This is a genomic window from Reyranella sp. (assembly GCF_004296935.1).
GTDB lineage: Bacteria > Pseudomonadota > Alphaproteobacteria > Reyranellales > Reyranellaceae > Reyranella.
The window spans coordinates 15,336-29,811 of the sequence record NZ_SCVH01000021.1; the positions used below are offsets into that span (position 1 = coordinate 15,336).

Annotated in this window: 15 protein-coding genes; 4 read left to right on the plus strand and 11 right to left on the minus strand. The window is 66.7% G+C overall.

What is annotated here, in order from left to right; translation table 11 throughout:
* From EPO55_RS02560 to EPO55_RS02600, 9 genes are all read right to left on the minus strand, one after another.
* Positions 1-705, minus strand: a complete 705-nt coding sequence (locus EPO55_RS02560) for an ABC transporter ATP-binding protein (RefSeq protein WP_296334824.1) — start codon at positions 703-705, stop codon at positions 1-3.
* Positions 702-1,463, minus strand: a complete 762-nt coding sequence (locus EPO55_RS02565; RefSeq protein WP_296334825.1) for an ABC transporter ATP-binding protein — start codon at positions 1,461-1,463, stop codon at positions 702-704. Before EPO55_RS02565 ends, EPO55_RS02560 begins: the two co-directional genes overlap by 4 nt.
* On the minus strand, positions 1,456-2,424 hold the full coding sequence (locus EPO55_RS02570) for a branched-chain amino acid ABC transporter permease (protein WP_296334826.1): 969 nt from the start codon (positions 2,422-2,424) through the stop codon (positions 1,456-1,458). Before EPO55_RS02570 ends, EPO55_RS02565 begins: the two co-directional genes overlap by 8 nt.
* A 10-nt stretch (positions 2,425-2,434) precedes the next feature.
* A complete protein-coding gene (locus tag EPO55_RS02575) occupies positions 2,435-3,349 on the minus strand; it encodes a branched-chain amino acid ABC transporter permease (protein WP_296334827.1) in 915 nt (304 codons plus the stop codon).
* 79 nt (positions 3,350-3,428) lie between these two features.
* Entirely contained in the window at positions 3,429-4,571 is a 1,143-nt protein-coding gene (locus EPO55_RS02580; RefSeq protein ID WP_296334942.1) for an ABC transporter substrate-binding protein, read from the minus strand.
* Positions 4,572-4,654: 83 nt separating this feature from the next.
* Positions 4,655-6,205, minus strand: coding sequence for a benzoate-CoA ligase family protein (locus EPO55_RS02585; protein ID WP_296334828.1), 1,551 nt, complete (start codon positions 6,203-6,205; stop codon positions 4,655-4,657).
* Positions 6,206-6,265: 60 nt separating this feature from the next.
* The gene (locus EPO55_RS02590; RefSeq protein ID WP_296334829.1) at positions 6,266-6,826 is read right to left on the minus strand and encodes a hypothetical protein; all 561 of its coding nucleotides are present in this window, start codon (positions 6,824-6,826) and stop codon (positions 6,266-6,268) included.
* A gap of 56 nt (positions 6,827-6,882) precedes the next feature.
* Positions 6,883-7,845, minus strand: a complete 963-nt coding sequence (locus EPO55_RS02595; RefSeq protein ID WP_296334831.1) for a tripartite tricarboxylate transporter substrate binding protein — start codon at positions 7,843-7,845, stop codon at positions 6,883-6,885.
* A gap of 58 nt (positions 7,846-7,903) precedes the next feature.
* The gene (locus EPO55_RS02600) at positions 7,904-8,260 is read right to left on the minus strand and encodes a hydroxyisourate hydrolase (RefSeq protein WP_296334832.1); all 357 of its coding nucleotides are present in this window, start codon (positions 8,258-8,260) and stop codon (positions 7,904-7,906) included.
* Between the two features lie 206 nt (positions 8,261-8,466).
* Here EPO55_RS02600 and EPO55_RS02605 point away from each other — a divergent pair, with 206 nt between their 5' ends.
* Positions 8,467-8,667 carry a cold-shock protein gene (locus tag EPO55_RS02605; protein WP_181536066.1) on the plus strand — a complete coding sequence of 67 codons (201 nt, stop codon included), beginning with the start codon at positions 8,467-8,469 and terminating at the stop codon, positions 8,665-8,667.
* A gap of 141 nt (positions 8,668-8,808) precedes the next feature.
* Positions 8,809-10,470, plus strand: a complete 1,662-nt coding sequence (locus EPO55_RS02610; RefSeq protein ID WP_296334833.1) for a SulP family inorganic anion transporter — start codon at positions 8,809-8,811, stop codon at positions 10,468-10,470.
* Between the two features lie 3 nt (positions 10,471-10,473).
* On the opposite strand, the gene boxB is transcribed toward EPO55_RS02610, so the two are convergent.
* Positions 10,474-11,892 carry a benzoyl-CoA 2,3-epoxidase subunit BoxB gene (boxB, locus tag EPO55_RS02615; protein ID WP_296334834.1) on the minus strand — a complete coding sequence of 473 codons (1,419 nt, stop codon included), beginning with the start codon at positions 11,890-11,892 and terminating at the stop codon, positions 10,474-10,476.
* A 9-nt stretch (positions 11,893-11,901) separates the two neighbouring features.
* Positions 11,902-13,557 carry a 2,3-epoxybenzoyl-CoA dihydrolase gene (gene boxC / locus EPO55_RS02620; protein ID WP_296334835.1) on the minus strand — a complete coding sequence of 552 codons (1,656 nt, stop codon included), beginning with the start codon at positions 13,555-13,557 and terminating at the stop codon, positions 11,902-11,904.
* Positions 13,558-13,685: 128 nt separating this feature from the next.
* Between boxC and EPO55_RS02625 the strand changes: the two genes are divergently transcribed.
* Together EPO55_RS02625 and EPO55_RS02630 are read left to right on the plus strand one after the other, a co-directional pair.
* A complete protein-coding gene (locus EPO55_RS02625; protein WP_296334836.1) occupies positions 13,686-14,054 on the plus strand; it encodes a GNAT family N-acetyltransferase in 369 nt (122 codons plus the stop codon).
* 24 nt (positions 14,055-14,078) lie between these two features.
* Positions 14,079-14,471, plus strand: a complete 393-nt coding sequence (locus EPO55_RS02630) for an Rrf2 family transcriptional regulator (RefSeq protein ID WP_296334838.1) — start codon at positions 14,079-14,081, stop codon at positions 14,469-14,471.
* Positions 14,472-14,476: the final 5 nt, after the last annotated feature.

Consider the following 14,476-nt stretch of genomic DNA (forward strand, 5'->3'; position numbering starts at 1 on the left):
TCAGACGCCAAGATACCTGTGCTGCAATTCCTTGTCGCGGGCCAGGGCGTCGGACGTGCCGGACCAGACGACGCGGCCCTTCTCGACGATGTGATGGCGGTCGGCGAGGCCGATCAGGGCGCCCACGTTCTTGTCGATCACCAGGATCGCCTGGCCTTCGCGCTTCAGCCGGCCGAGGCAGGACCAGATCTCGTAGCGAACCAGTGGCGCCAGCCCCTCGGTCGCCTCGTCGAGGATCAGGAGCTTGGGATTGGTCATCAGGGCGCGGCCGACCGCGAGCATTTGCTGCTCACCGCCGGAAAGCTGGTTGCCCATGTTGCGCTGGCGTTCGGCCAGACGCGGGAAGAACTCGAAAGCGCGCTCGATGGTCCAGGGATTGGCGCGGGCGCTGCGGTTGGCGGCGGCAGCCAAAAGATTCTCACGCACCGAGAGATTGGGGAATATCTGCCGCCCCTCGGGCACCAGGCCGAGGCCGAGACGGGCGATGCGGAATGAGGCCATCTGGTCGACTCGGCTGCCCTCGAACTCGACGATGCCGCGCCGGGTCTCGAGCAGCCCCATGACCGCGTGCACGGTCGTGGTCTTGCCCATGCCGTTGCGGCCCATCAAGGTCACGACCTCGCCGGCATCGACGCTGAGCTCCATGCCGAACAGCGCCTGGCTGGCGCCGTAGAAAGCCTCGAGGTCGCGTACCCGCAGCATCATGCGATCTCTGCAATTTCGTCGCCGAGATAGGCTTGGCGGACCTCGCCATTGGCGCGGATCTCGTCGGGCGTGCCGCTGGCGATGGCGCGGCCGTAGACCAGGACGGTGATGCGGTCGGCGAGTTGGAACACGGCATCCATGTCGTGCTCGATCAGCAGCATGGCGCGCTCGGCCTTCAGCGCGCGGAGGAAGCCGATCATGCGCTGGGATTCCTCTACGCCCATGCCTGCCATCGGTTCGTCGAGCAGCAGCAGCTTGGGATCGCCGGCCAGCGCCATGGCGATCTCGAGCTGGCGTTGCTCGCCGTGGCTGAGGGCGGCGGCCGGCGTCTCGGCGCGCGCCCCCAATCCCACCGCCTCGAGGCCGCGGCGGGCGGGTGCGCGCAGGCGCTCGTCGCGGCGCGCATCGGCCAGGAAACGGAACGAGTGGCCGGCGTGGGCCTGGAAAGCCAGCGCGACGTTGTCGAGGGCGGTGAACTCGCGCAGCACCGAGGTGATCTGGAAGGAGCGCGCCAGCCCCAGCCGCACGCGGGCGTGGGTCGGCAGGCGCGTGACGTCGCGGCCGGCGAAATGGATGGTGCCGGCATCGGGCGTCAGGTTGCCGGTGAGCTGGCTCACCAGCGTGGTCTTGCCGGCGCCGTTGGGCCCGATCAGGGCGTGGATCTCGCCCGGCCTGACGTCGATCGAGACCGTGTCGGTCGCGACCAGCCCGCCGAAGCGCTTGACCAGGCGGTCGGTGCTGAGCAGCGGCTCAACCATGGCGGCGTCCAAACAGCGAATCAATGCCGCCGCGGGCATAGAGCGCGATCAGCACCAACATCGGGCCGAACACGATCTGCCAATACTCGCCCCAGCCCTTCTGTACGAGATTGAGGACCGGCGGCAGGGACTCCTCGAGCACGAAGAAGGCAATCGTGCCGTAGAGCGGACCGAACAGCGTGCCCATGCCGCCCAGCACGACGATCACGATCAGATCGCCCGACTTCACCCACGACATCATCGCGGGCGAGATGTAGGCGCCTTCGTTGGCGAGCAGGATGCCGGCCAGGCCGCCGAAGGCGCCGGAGATGGTGAAGGCTGCCAGCCGATAGCGGAATACCGGGAAACCCAGTGCCGTCATGCGCAGGTCGTTTGACTTCGCGCCACGGATCACGAAGCCGAAGCGCGCGTTGGCGAAGCGGCTGCAGAACCACAGCGTGCCGCAAAGCAGCACGAAGCAGAGCCAGTAGAAGCTCGCCTTGTCGCGCATGTCGATCAGTCCGGCGAAGCGGCTGCGGCTGATGTTGAGGCCGTCGTCGGCGCCATAGGCCTCCAGCCCGACGCCGACGTAGTAGAGGAGCTGCGCGAACGCCAAGGTGATCATGATGAAGTAGACACCGCGGGTCCGGAGAGACAGCGCACCCACCAGCGCCGCCCACAGCGCCGCCATGGCGACGCCGACCGGCCACTGGATCCAGCCCGACGAGACGCCGTGGGCGTCGAGGATACCGACGGCATAGCCGCCGATGCCGAAGAACACCGCATGGCCGAAGCTCACCAGCCCGCCATAGCCCAGGATCATGTTGAGGCTGACGGCGGCAATCGCCCAGATGACGATGCGTGTGCCGATTGACAGCAGGTAGCGCTGGTCGAAGGCCTGGGTGAGCAGCGGCAGGACAGCGAGCACCAGCAGGATCGCCACAGTCGCGAGGCCGCGCGGCGTGCGGAAGGCGGCCATCATGTCCACACGCTCATGTTCTTTGACCGAACAGGCCGGTCGGCCGCCAGATCAGTACGCCCGCCATGACGACGTAGACCAGGACCTGCGAGATCGCCGGCGCCGCGCTCGAGGCTGCAGCGTTGCTCATGAAGGTCTTGAGGAAGTCGGGCAGGAAGGCGCGGCCGACGATGTCGATCTGGCCTACCACCATGGCGGCCACGAACGCACCCTTGATCGAGCCGATGCCGCCGATGACGATGATGACGAAGGCCAGGATCAGGATGTCGTCGCCCATGCCGATCTTGACCGAGGTGAGGGGTGCGGCCATCAGGCCGGCCAGCGCCGCGAATACCGCGCCCAGGCCGAATACCAGGCTGAACAGCAGCTCGATGTTGACGCCGAGTGCGGCGATCATGCGCCGGTTGGAGGCGCCGGCGCGGATCAGCATACCGACCCGGGTGCGGGCGACCAGCCAGGCCAGCAGCACCGCCACCACGGCGCCGACCGCGATGATGGCGAAGCGGTAGGCCGGGTAGGGCACGCCGGGCAGGATGTCGACGGTGTGGCTCAGGAACTGGGGCACCGAGATGCTCTTGCCGGCCGGCCCCCAGATCACGCGCACCAGTTCGTTGAAGAACAGGATCAGGCCGAAGGTCGCCAGCACCTGGTCGAGGTGGTCACGGGCATAGAGCCGTCGCATGACCACGGCCTCGACCACGATGCCCAGCAGGAAGGTGGCGGGCAGCGTCAGGATCGCGCCCAGCACGAAGGAGTCGGTCCAGCCGATCAGCGTCCATGCGATGTAGGCGCCCATCATGTAGAGCGAGCCGTGCGCCAGGTTGACCAGATCCATGATGCCGAAGGTCAAGGTCAGGCCGGCGGCGAGCAGGAACATCAGCAGGCCGAGTTGCACGCCGTTCAGCACCTGGAGCAGCAGATAGTCCATCCCCAACCCTCAAACGAAACGGGAGCGCGTCACCGCGCTCCCGTCCATGATCACGCCCCCATATCCAATCAGGGAGGCGTCACTTCATCGGGCACTTGGACGCGTACGGATCGACCGCCGCCGTCACCGCGGTCGCAACGGTCTTCAGCGTCAGCATGCCCGCCGCATCCTTCACCGTGTCCTGGATGTAGAAGTTCTCGATCGGGAAGTTGTTGTTGCCGAACTTGAAGTCGCCGCGCACCGACTTGAAGTTGGCCTTCTTCATCTCGGCCCGGACCTTGTCCTTGTTCGAGAGATCGCCCTTCAGCGCCTCGGCCGCCGAGGCGATCAGCATGATCGCGTCGTAGCTCTGGGCGCCGTAGAACGACGGGTAGGTGCCGTGCTTCTTCTTGAAGTCGGCGACGTACTTCTTGTTGGCGTCGTTCGGCAGGTCGTTGACCCATTCCTGGGCGCCGAGGATGCCCAGCGCCAGGTCCTTCTGCTGCGGCAGCGTGATCGCGTCGATCGAGAACACCTGGTAGAGCGGCACCTGGCCCTTCAGGCCCGACGCGGCATACTGGGTCAGGAACTGCACGCCATGGGCGCCCGGGTAGAAGATGAAGATGCCCTCGGGCTTGGCGGCGCGGATCTTGGCGAGCTCGGCCGAGAAGTCGAGCTGGTCGGGCCACTTGGTGTAGTCCTCGCCCTTGATCTCGCCTTTGAAGGTGCGCTTGACGCCGGCCATCATGTCCTTGCCGGCGGCGTAGTTGGGGGCCATCAGGTAGAGGCTCTTGACGCCCTTCTTCTGCAGGTACTCGCCCATCGCCATCGGCGTCTGGTCGTTGTTCCACGAGGTCGAGAAGAAGTTCTTGTTGCAGAGCTCGCCCGCGATCTGTGACGGCCCGGCGTTGGCCGAGACCAGGATGGTGTCGCCCTCGTCGGTCACGGTCTTGAGCGAGGCCAGCAGCACGTTCGACCAGATGTAGCCGGTGACGAAGTTGACCTTGTCCTGTTGTACGAGCTTCTCCGACTTCTGCTTGCCGACGTCGGGCTTGAAGGTGTCGTCCTCGTAGACGATCTCGAACGGCTTGCCGCCCATCTTGCCGCCAAGATGCTCCTTGGCGAGTTCGGCGGAGCGCCGCATGTCCTCGCCGATGGCGGCCTGCGGGCCGGAGAAGGTGCTGACGAAGCCGATCTTGATCGGGCTCTGCGCCATTGCCGGCAGGCCGAGTGCCAGGGCCATAATTGTTGTGGGCCCAAACAATCTGATCTTCATTGGTCGCTCTCCCTGTTTCCCTGGACGCTATAAGAGCGGAAAATACCGCCTCACGCACGCAATTTGAAGCGCTGGATCTTGCCGGTCGCGGTCTTGGGCAGCTCGGGCAGATATTCGACCCAGCGCGGGTATTTGTAGGGCGCCAGGGTCTTCTTGCAGAGCGCCATCAGCGCCTCGGTGAGCGCGGCGTCGCCGCTGCCCGCCTGCTTCAGGACGACGATCGCCTTGGGTTTTATCAGTTCGGCCTCGTCGGCATGGCCCACGACCGCGGCCTCGAGCACGGCGGGGTGGCCGATCAGGCAGTTCTCGATCTCCACGGGCGAGCACCAGATGCCGCCCACCTTCAGCATGTCGTCGCTGCGGCCCTCGTAGATGTAATATCCATCCTCATCTTCTCGGTACGTGTCGCCGGTGTTGAGCCAGCCGTCGACCATCGTCTCCGCCGTTTTCTCCGGCTTGTTCCAGTAATATTTCGCGGCCGACTCGGCTTTCAGCCACAGCGCGCCGCTCTCGCCCCGGGCCACCGGCTTGGCGTTCTCGTCGAGGATGCGCGCCTCGTAGCCCGGCACCGGCTTGCCGCTGGTGCCCGGCCGGTAATCGTCGAGCCTGTTGCCGATGAAGATGTGCAGCGCCTCGGTCGAACCGATGCCGTCCAGGATCACCGTGCCGGTCCTTTCCTTCCAGCGCCGGAACATGTCGGCCGGCAGCGCCTCGCCCGCCGAGACACAGGCCCGCACCGACGACAGATCGCGCGGCCTGGTCTCGAGGGCGGCGAGTTGCGCGGCATAGAGCGTCGGCACGCCGTAATAGAGCGTCGGCCTGAAGCGCTCGATGTTGTCGAAGGTCGTGTCCGGCGTCGGCCGCCGATCGTCGAGCACGGCCGTGCTGCCGGTCCACAGCGGGAAGGTCATGCCGTTGCCGAGGCCGTAGGCGAAGAAGAGTTTTGCCGCCGAGTAGCTGACGTCGTCTTCCATGACGCCCAGCACGCGCGCGCCATAGAGCTCGCTGGTCACCACCATGTCGCGCTGGGCATGGACCGCGCCTTTTGGCCGGCCGGTCGAGCCCGAGGAATAGAGCCAGAAGCAGTCCTGAGTCGGCGCCGCCAGCCGCGGCTCCAGCTCGTCGGACGCCTTCGCCATCTCGGCCAGGAACGCATCGACGGTGAGCGCCCTGGCCGGCATCTGTTTCAGCGCCGGTTCGATCTCGCCCGCGAATTCCGTCGAATAGACCACCAGCGCCGCGTCCGAATCCTCGATCATGTAGGCATAGTCGGGTGCCCGCAGCAGCGTGTTGGGCGGCACCGGCACGATGCCGGCTTTTATGGCGCCCCAGAAGAGATAGAAGAACGCCGGGCAATCCTTCACCACCATCAGCAGCCGGTCGCCGGACTTCAGCCCGAGGCCCAGCAGCGCATTACCGGTGCGGTTCACGCGCTCGGCGAGTTGGGCGTAGGTCACCGTCTCCTGTGCCATGCGGATCGCGGCCTTTGCACCCCTGCCTTCACCGACGTGTCGGTCGATGAACGGCACCGCGACGTTGAAGCGCGCGGGCAGGACGACCTTGTGGTCGGAGGAGAAGGAGATGCCGGACGGAAGCGCCATGACGGGACCCGGAAGGAATTGCAGGGTCTTCCTGTAGCCCAAGCCGGTGGCGAAAGGGAGCTACCTGGGCGGTATTTCCGGGCGAACCGGCGGACGCGGCGCGGCACGGGCGGCGGCCTCGTCCCGGAGATGGGCGTAGTGCCGGTTGAGCTGGACCGCCAACGCCAGCGCGCGGCCCTGCATCGCCGCGGCGCAGATCATGGCCACCAGCGCCGCGCCGTAGCGGGCGGGCGCCAGCGCCTCCACCGTGCGCGCGCCCAGGATTTCCACCAGGGTGGCGCCCGCCACCAGGACGGCGACCCAGAGCAGCACGAACCGGGCGGCCCGCGACATGACCACCTTGGGGCGGTAGAGGTCGTGCTCGATGCGCATCATGGAGCCACGCACCACGCCTGCGCCAAGGCCCAGCACCAGGGCCATGACGAAGGTCCAGCCCGGCTGCCGGGCGGAAACGATCTGGATCAGGGCAAGGCCCAGCGCCACGCCGAGCCCGAGTGCCGGCGGGACGAGCAGGCGCCACTGCGAAATGTAGAGCCGGCGCACCTCGCGCCAGGCGAGGTAGACGCCGCCGGCGGCCATGAGGGCCAGCACGATATGTAACAGGGTGAGTTTGGAGATCACGCGGCCGTCCTCTACGTCAATTCGCGGCCGCCCGAAACCTCTCCGGAGTGAAACCTCTAGAGTTTCGCTCCCGAGGCTTTCACCGGTGCCTGGAAAGCCTTTACCTGCGCTGCCACGAAGGCGGTGAACTCGGCCGAACTCATAGGCTTGGTGACGAACCCGAGGTCGCCCAGCCGCTCGACGATTTTCGGATCGGCCAGCACCTCGGCCATCGCCTTGTGCAGCTTCTCCTGCGCACCGGCCGGGAATCCGGCCGGTGCCGACAGTCCGACGAAGTTCTCGGCCACCAGCTTGGGGTAGCCCAGCTCCGTCACCAGCGGCACGTCGGGCGCCGAGGGCGCCTTCTGCGTCGAGGTCAGCGCCAGCATGCGGAGCTTGCCGTCCTTGGCCAGCGGCAGCACTTCGGTCAGCGTCACCACGGCGAAGTCGAGCTGGCCCGCCATCATGTCCTGGAACATCGGCGCCGCCCCGCGATAGCCGATGTGCTCCATGCTGAGGCCGAGTTCGGCCTTGAACATCTCGCCGATGATGTGGCCGATAGAGCCTTGGCCGCCCGAGCCGAACGGCACCGGCTTGCCCTGGCCTTTGATCCAGGCGATCAGCTCCTTCATGTCCTTGGCCGGCACCGCCGGGCGCACCACGAAGGCGTTGGCCACGGAGCCGATATAGAAGACGTGCACGAAATCCTTCAGCGGATCGTAGGGCGGTTTGTCGAACAGGTAGGGCGCGATCGAGATCGGCGCGCTGTTCGACAGCATCAGCGTGTGGTCGTCCTTGGCCGCCAGCACCGCATTGGCACCGATGGTGGTGCCGCCGCCCGGCTTGTTGTCGATCACCACCGACTGGCCGAGCTTTTCCGACAAAGGCCCCGAGATCACCCGCGCCGCCGCATCGGAGGCACCGCCCGGCGGGAAGGTGACGATGATCTTTACTGGCCGTGCCGGCCACTGCTGCGCCGAGGCGCCGCCGCCCAAGGCGGCAAGGGCGGTCATGCCCAGCAAAGTGCGTCGTGCGATCATGTTTTCCCCCGTGACTTGCTTCTTCATCCTCCGACGCCAAGCAATCGGCGTGCCTCCCTCAGGCCCCGCCGCGGAAAAGCGAGAAGCCCCAAGGGGTCATTTTCAACGGCAGGTGATAGTGCTGCGCGAGGTCGGCGACGCCGAAGCGATAGGGCACGCTCTCGAGGAAGGCCGGCGTCGGCACGGGCACGCCCTGCGCGCGATACCAGTCGCCGACATGGAAAATGGCCTCATAGATCCCGGTCGCCACCAGCCCCTCGCCGCGCACCGTCGGATGGTCGAATGCGCCCGAGGCGCCAATCGCGCCCGACGCCAGCAGCTTGCCGTCAGGGCCGCACAGCTCGACGCGCAGCCCGGCGGCGGCGATGCCACGGGAGACGTCGAAGACGTGGATGGAGATGCCGCCAGGGTTCATTTCAATGGTCTATTCCGTGGTCTCGCGGGTGACAACCGCCGCGAGGCCAATGACGCCGGGTCCTGGCGGACTGGCCTGGGACAACGTTGCCCCCGTTTGACCGCGGGCTCGGGAACCGGTAGGGCCGCTATACGTAGATAACCGGGGGCACGCGTCGCGTGTCGCCGCACTTAACTTACGCTCTCTTACTTACCAGGATACAGAAAATGGCTACAGGCACGGTCAAGTGGTTCAACGCCACCAAGGGTTTCGGTTTCATTCAGCCCGATGGCGGCGGCAAGGACGTGTTCGTCCACATCAGCGCCGTCGAGCGCGCGGGTCTCAACGGCCTCAATGAAGGCCAGAAGATCACCTACGAAGTCCAGCAGGACCGCGGCAAGGATGCCGCCGTGAACCTGAAGGCCTAAAGAGCCCAACTGGGTCGATCCGATACCTCCTCCCCTGCGCGAGCGCGGGGGAGGGGCTTTATCGCCACCGCGCAGAAGCGCCGCGGCGCCTTTCCCCCGGCCTGCCGACTGTCCTAGTCTGGTGTGGGGGAGATCATCGCCATGAACATCTCGCGCTGGATGCCGGGGCTCGCCGCGCTCCGCGACTACAAGCCTGCCCATCTGCCGCACGACCTGGCGGCCGGGCTGACCTTGGGCGCCGTGATGGTGCCGGTGGGCCTGGCCTATGGCGAGCTGGCGGGGCTGCCGCTGGCCGGGCTCTACGGCAGCATGCTGCCGCTGCTCGCCTACGCGCTGTTCGGCAGCTCGCGCCAGCTCGTGGTCGGGCCCGACACGGCGATGGCGGCGATCGTGGCGGTCGCGGTGGCGCCGCTCGCCCTGGGCGATCCGACGCGGCTCGCATTGCTGGCGGCGGGGCTCGGCGTGATGGTGGGCGTGCTCTGCCTGCTGGCGGGCGTGCTGCGGCTGGGCTTCGTTGCCGACTTTCTCTCCAAGCCGGTGATCGTGGGTTTCATGCACGGGCTCGCGCTGGTGATCATCGGCGCGCAGCTGCCCAAGGTGCTGGGGATCAAGTCCCAGGGCGAGACGACCCTGGACCAGTTCGCCAGCATCGCGCAGCGCCTCAGCGACACCAATCTCACCGCACTCGCGATCGGAGGATCGAGCTTCGCCGTCATCCTGCTCTGCCGCCGCTTCGTGCCGCGCGTGCCGGGCGCGGTGCTGGCGCTGGTGGGCTCGATCCTGGCCGTGATGTGGTTCGGGTTGGACAGGCAGGGCCTCGCGGTGGTCGGCCGCATTCCGCCCGGCCTGCCCGCGCTCTCGCCGCCGCTGCTGACGCTCGCCGACTTCGAGGATCTGCTGCCGGTGGCGCTGGTGGCGGCGCTGCTCTCCTTCTCCGACACCATGATCACGGCGCGCGGCTTCGCGGCGCGCAACCGCTATCGCATCGACGGCAACCAGGAACTTTTAGGCATCGGCATGGCCAACCTCGTCTCGGGGCTGAGCCAGGGCCTGCCGATCAGCGCCAGCGACACCCGCACCGCGGTCGCCGAGGCGGCAGGCGGGCGGACGCAGGTCGCCTGCGTGATCGCGGCCGCCGTCGTGGCCGGCGTCACGCTGTGGCTGGCGGGGCTCCTCTACTGGCTGCCGCAGGCGGCGCTGGGCGGAATCCTGATCGCCTCGGCCTGGGGTCTCTGCGACTTCGGCGACTTCGCGCGCCTGTGGCGCTTCCGCGGCATCAGCCTGGCCGGCGCGTTGGTGACGCTGCTGGGCGTGGTGGCGCTGGGGGTGATGGAAGGCATTCTGATCGGCGTCGTCTTCGCCCTGGTGCTGCTGCTCAGGGCGCTGGCATTTCCCGTCGACGCCGTGCTCGGCCGCACGCCCGACGGCGGCTGGCACGACACCGCGCACCGCAGCGATGCGACACCGGTGCCGGGTCTGCTGGTCTATCGCTTTTCGGCGCCATTGTTCTTTGCCAACTGCAACCAGTTCCGCGACCGTATCGAGGCGCTGGTCGCGGCCTCACCGGAGCCGGTGCGGGGCGTGGTGCTGGATGGCGGCGCCATCGTCGACGTCGACCTGATGGGCTGCGAGACCCTGTCCGAAGTCTACGACGAGCTGGCGGCGCGCGGCATCGGCTTCGCCATCGGCAACCTGCGCGACCGAGTCCGGCATGACATCGCCCGCGGCCTCGCGCTGGCGCACGGCGGCGGCATCACCTTCCCCAGCGTGGCCGAGGCGGCTGAGGCGACAAGGGAGCGCTAGGGTTCAGTTGAACCTGACGTACTCGAAATCCGCCGCCTGGCCGTTGATGCCGCGCGCCGGCGGCGCGATCCAGTGGGCGAACTTGCCTGCTTGCGTGATCGCCGGGCCCATCAGCGAGGTGACGTAGGCGCGGTCCTCGTCGGTCGGCAGCCACTGGCCCTCGCTCGCCTTCCACTCGGCCTCGGAGAGAACCTTGCCGTCAGGTGAGATGCGCATGCCGGCAAAGGCGCCGATGCGGCGGTTGAAGGCGCGGTGCGGCAGCTTCATCTCGAAGTTGATGCCGGCGCGCTCGATCACCTTGTTCCAGCGCAGCACGCCCCTGGCGCAATCTTCGATATAATCCTGGCGCAGCCGCTCGTTCAGCGCCTGCAGCGCCGGCACCGTCTTCTTCACGATATGGCCGTTCTCGGTCGTGTCGATCTCGTAGGTGGCGTTGGTCAGCAGGTGATCGTCGTCGATGCGTGTCTCGAGGAAGCGTCCCTTCACGCCCATCGTGTAGTAGTTGGCGGCGTTGGTCGACGCTTCCTGGCCGAACAGGTCCAAGGACACCGAAAAGTGGAAGTTCAGGTACTTCTGGATGGTCGCGAGATCGATCGCGCCCAAGCTGCGGACGTCATCCGTCTTGTGCTCCTTCATCAGCTCGCAGGTGCGCTGGAGGATACGGCCGATGCCGGTCTCGCCCACGAACATATGGTGCGCCTCTTCCGTGAGCATGAATCGGCAGGACCGCGCCAGGGGGTCGAAGCCCGATTCGGCCAGTGACGCCAACTGGTACTTGCCGTCGCGGTCGGTGAAGTAGGTAAACATGAAGAAGGAGAGCCAGTCCGGCGTCGCCTCATTGAAGGCGCCCAGGATGCGCGGCTTGTCGGGATCGCCCGAGTGCCGCACCAGCATCTCCTCGGCCTCCTCGCGGCCGTCACGGCCGAAGTAGGCGTGCAACAGATAGACCATGGCCCAGAGGTGGCGGCCTTCCTCGACATTGATCTGGAAGAGGTTGCGCAGGTCGTAGAGCGATGGCGCGGTCTTGCCGAGCAGGCGCTGCTGCTCGACCGAGGCGGGCTCGGTGTCGCCCTGCGTGACGATCAGGCGGCGCAAGGTCGAGCGCAGCTCGCCCGGCACGTCCTGCCACACCGGCTTGCCCTTGTTGTCGCCGTAGGCGATCTGCCGCTCGGCGTCGCGGTCGGCGAGGAAAATGCCCCAGCGGTACTCTGGCATCTTCACGTAGCCGAAGTTCGCCCAGCCGTTGGCATCGGTCGAAATGGCCGTGCGCAGATAGACCTCGTAGGCCGAGGTGCCGTCGGGGCCCATGTCCTTCCACCAGTCGAGGAAGCGCGGCTGCCAGTTCTCCAGCGCGCGCTGCAGCCGGCGGTCGCTCGAGAGGTCGACGTTGTTGGGAATGAGCTGGCTGTAGTCGATGGCCATGATTGCCTCCTATGCCCGCTTCCGGTCGTACTTGGATTGCTTGCCCGTGCCGTAGAGTTTGAGCGCGCCCTCGGGACCCGTCGCGTTCGGCCGCTGGAAAATCCAGTTCTGCCAGGCCGAGAGCCGCGCGAAGATCTTGGTCTCCATCGTCTCCGGCCCGGCGAAGCGCAGGTTGGCTTCCATGCCGATTAGCCCGTCGGGCGAGAAGCCGGCGCGCTCTTCCACGGCAAGGCGGACCTCATCCTCCCAGTCGATGTCGTCGGGCGTGAAGGTGACGAGGCCAGTCTCGTCGGCGGCCTCGGCGTCGAGCGCCTCACCGATCTCTTCCTTCAGTTCGTCCACATGCTTCGGATCGGACAGGAAACGCGTCGCGAGCCGGGTCAGCCCATTGCCCATCGGGTAGGGCCCGAAGTTCATCGACGTGAGCCGTAGTGTCGCCGCCGGCAGGTTGGAACCCTCAACCGTTCCGTCCAGCATGTAGGAGCGATCGGCCGCCAGCACGATTTCCAGCAGCGTGCCGGTGAAGCATGAGCCCGGCTCGACCAGCGCGATCAGGCTGCGCGAGCTGACGTCGAGTCGCTTCAGCGTGCGCTTCCAGTAAAGCACGATCTCGTGCACCAGCCAGTTCGACGCCTCCTTGGCTAGCAGGGCGTCGTAGGCTTCGACCAGCGCGCCGTCGCCCTGGCTGGTCAGAACCCAGGTGCCGATCTCGGTCTCGTTCAGGCGCAGGTGCATCATCGCGTCGTCGAGATCGCGCGCCAGCGCCAGCGGCCAGAAGGTGGCGCCGGCGGCGTGAATGTCGGCGGGCGGCGCGGAGGCGGGGCCGTTGATGCGGATCCTGGCGGAGCGACCCTCGCGATCGATCTCGACGGTGAGATGGCCGTAACGGATCGTGTCACCCTCGATCGTGCGCGCGACGGTGGGGAGCGCGATACCCTTGGCATTCTTCGGCCGCGCGGAGTTGGCCGCGGTCTCCTCGGCGACCTTCCTGGTCTCGTCGACGAGCTTGCTGGGCGGGATCAGTCGGTCGACCAGCCGCCATTCCTGCGCCCGCTTGCCGCGCAGTCCCTCGGCGGTGGTGCAGAAGAAATCGGCGTGGTCGCGCCGCACCAGGCGCTTGTCGACCAGGCGTGTCAGACCTCCCGTGCCGGGCAGCACGGCGAGCAGCGGCAACTCGGGCAGCGACACCGCGCTCGAGCCGTCGTCGGCCAGCAGGATCTGCTCGCAGGCGAGCGCCAGTTCATAGCCGCCGCCGGCTGCGATGCCGTTGATCGAGCAGATGTAGGTCTGGTCCGAATGCTCGCTCGCATCCTCGATCGCCAGACGCGTCTCGTTGGTGAACTTGCAGAAGTTCACCTTGTGGTCGTGGGTGCTGAGACCCAGCATGTTGATGTTGGCGCCGGAGCAGAAGACGCGGTCGCGCTGGCTGCGGATCACCACCGCGCCGATCTCGGGATGCTCGAAGCGCAGGCGCTGCACGGCGTCGGCCAGCTCGATGTCGACACCGAGATCGTAGGAATTGAGTTTCAGCTTGTAGCCGGGCTTGAGGCCGCCATCCTCGTTCACATCCATGGTGAGATAGGCCACGCCATTTTCGAGCGCGAGCTTCCAGTGCCGGTAGAGCTCCGGCCGGGTGCGGAAGTCGATGATGGCGGTCTCGGCCATGGCGTTTCCCATTTAGGTAATTCGGTACTGAAATACCTATTTACTTTCCCTGCCGCAAGTTCATTCTGTCAGCTTCCATGGTCGCTGTACGCCCTGCCCAAGCCTCTGATCTGCCGGCGATTTCGGCATTGGACGCCCGCCTGACCGGCACCTGCAAGCCGGAGTACTGGCGGGAACGGTTGGCGCCGGGCCTGCATTTCCTGGTCGCCGAGACCGGCAAGGGTGCCTTCGCGGGCTTCATCGCGGGCGAGGTCCGGGCCTGGGAATTCGGCCAACCGCCGGCCGGCTGGGTGTTCGCCATCCAGATCGATCCCAAGCTCCGCCTGAAGGGCGCCGGCAGCGCGCTGTTCGAGGCGCTGGTGGCGCGCTTCAAGGCAGAAGGCGTGACGCGCGTGCGCACGCTGGTCGACCGCAAGGACCACCTGATCCTCTCTTTCTTCCGAGCCCAGGGCATGGTCGCGGGGCCGTCGCTCCAACTCGATAAGGAGCTTCCATGAGGGAACTTCCATGAGGGAACTGCCGTGAAGCTGCAGACGGCGACGCGGCTCGGCCTCTACGCGACGCTCGAACTGGCACGCGATCCGGCACAGACCCTGTCGTCCGCCGATCTTGCCGACCGGTTCGGCGTGTCGACGCATCATCTCGCCAAGGTCCTGCGCACGCTGTCGACCGCGGGCCTGGTGCAGGCCGAACGCGGCGCGTCGGGCGGCTACCGCTTCACCGGCAACCGCCGCCGCATCACCTTGATGGACGTCGTGGCCCTGTTCGAGCCTGTGCCGGGCAACCGCGCAAAGGAGCCGGGCGAGGACACTGAAATCGGCGGCGCGCTCCAGCGGGTCCTGACGGAGATCGACGAGATCGCCGAGGCGACATTGCGTTCGGTGAGCCTGGAGACGATGCTCACAAAAGGGTGAACGGC

Coding starts and splice junctions, on each gene's coding strand:
- EPO55_RS02560 (WP_296334824.1), bottom strand. CDS start 705: ATGATGCTGCGGGTACGCGACCTCGAGGCTTTCTACGGCGCCAGCCAG.
- EPO55_RS02565 (WP_296334825.1), bottom strand. CDS start 1,463: ATGGTTGAGCCGCTGCTCAGCACCGACCGCCTGGTCAAGCGCTTCGGC.
- EPO55_RS02570 (WP_296334826.1), bottom strand. CDS start 2,424: ATGATGGCCGCCTTCCGCACGCCGCGCGGCCTCGCGACTGTGGCGATC.
- EPO55_RS02575 (WP_296334827.1), bottom strand. CDS start 3,349: ATGGACTATCTGCTGCTCCAGGTGCTGAACGGCGTGCAACTCGGCCTG.
- EPO55_RS02580 (WP_296334942.1), bottom strand. CDS start 4,571: ATGGCCCTGGCACTCGGCCTGCCGGCAATGGCGCAGAGCCCGATCAAG.
- EPO55_RS02585 (WP_296334828.1), bottom strand. CDS start 6,205: ATGGCGCTTCCGTCCGGCATCTCCTTCTCCTCCGACCACAAGGTCGTC.
- EPO55_RS02595 (WP_296334831.1), bottom strand. CDS start 7,845: ATGATCGCACGACGCACTTTGCTGGGCATGACCGCCCTTGCCGCCTTG.
- EPO55_RS02600 (WP_296334832.1), bottom strand. CDS start 8,260: ATGAACCCTGGCGGCATCTCCATCCACGTCTTCGACGTCTCCCGTGGC.
- EPO55_RS02605 (WP_181536066.1), top strand. CDS start 8,467: ATGGCTACAGGCACGGTCAAGTGGTTCAACGCCACCAAGGGTTTCGGT.
- EPO55_RS02610 (WP_296334833.1), top strand. CDS start 8,809: ATGAACATCTCGCGCTGGATGCCGGGGCTCGCCGCGCTCCGCGACTAC.
- boxB (WP_296334834.1), bottom strand. CDS start 11,892: ATGGCCATCGACTACAGCCAGCTCATTCCCAACAACGTCGACCTCTCG.
- boxC (WP_296334835.1), bottom strand. CDS start 13,557: ATGGCCGAGACCGCCATCATCGACTTCCGCACCCGGCCGGAGCTCTAC.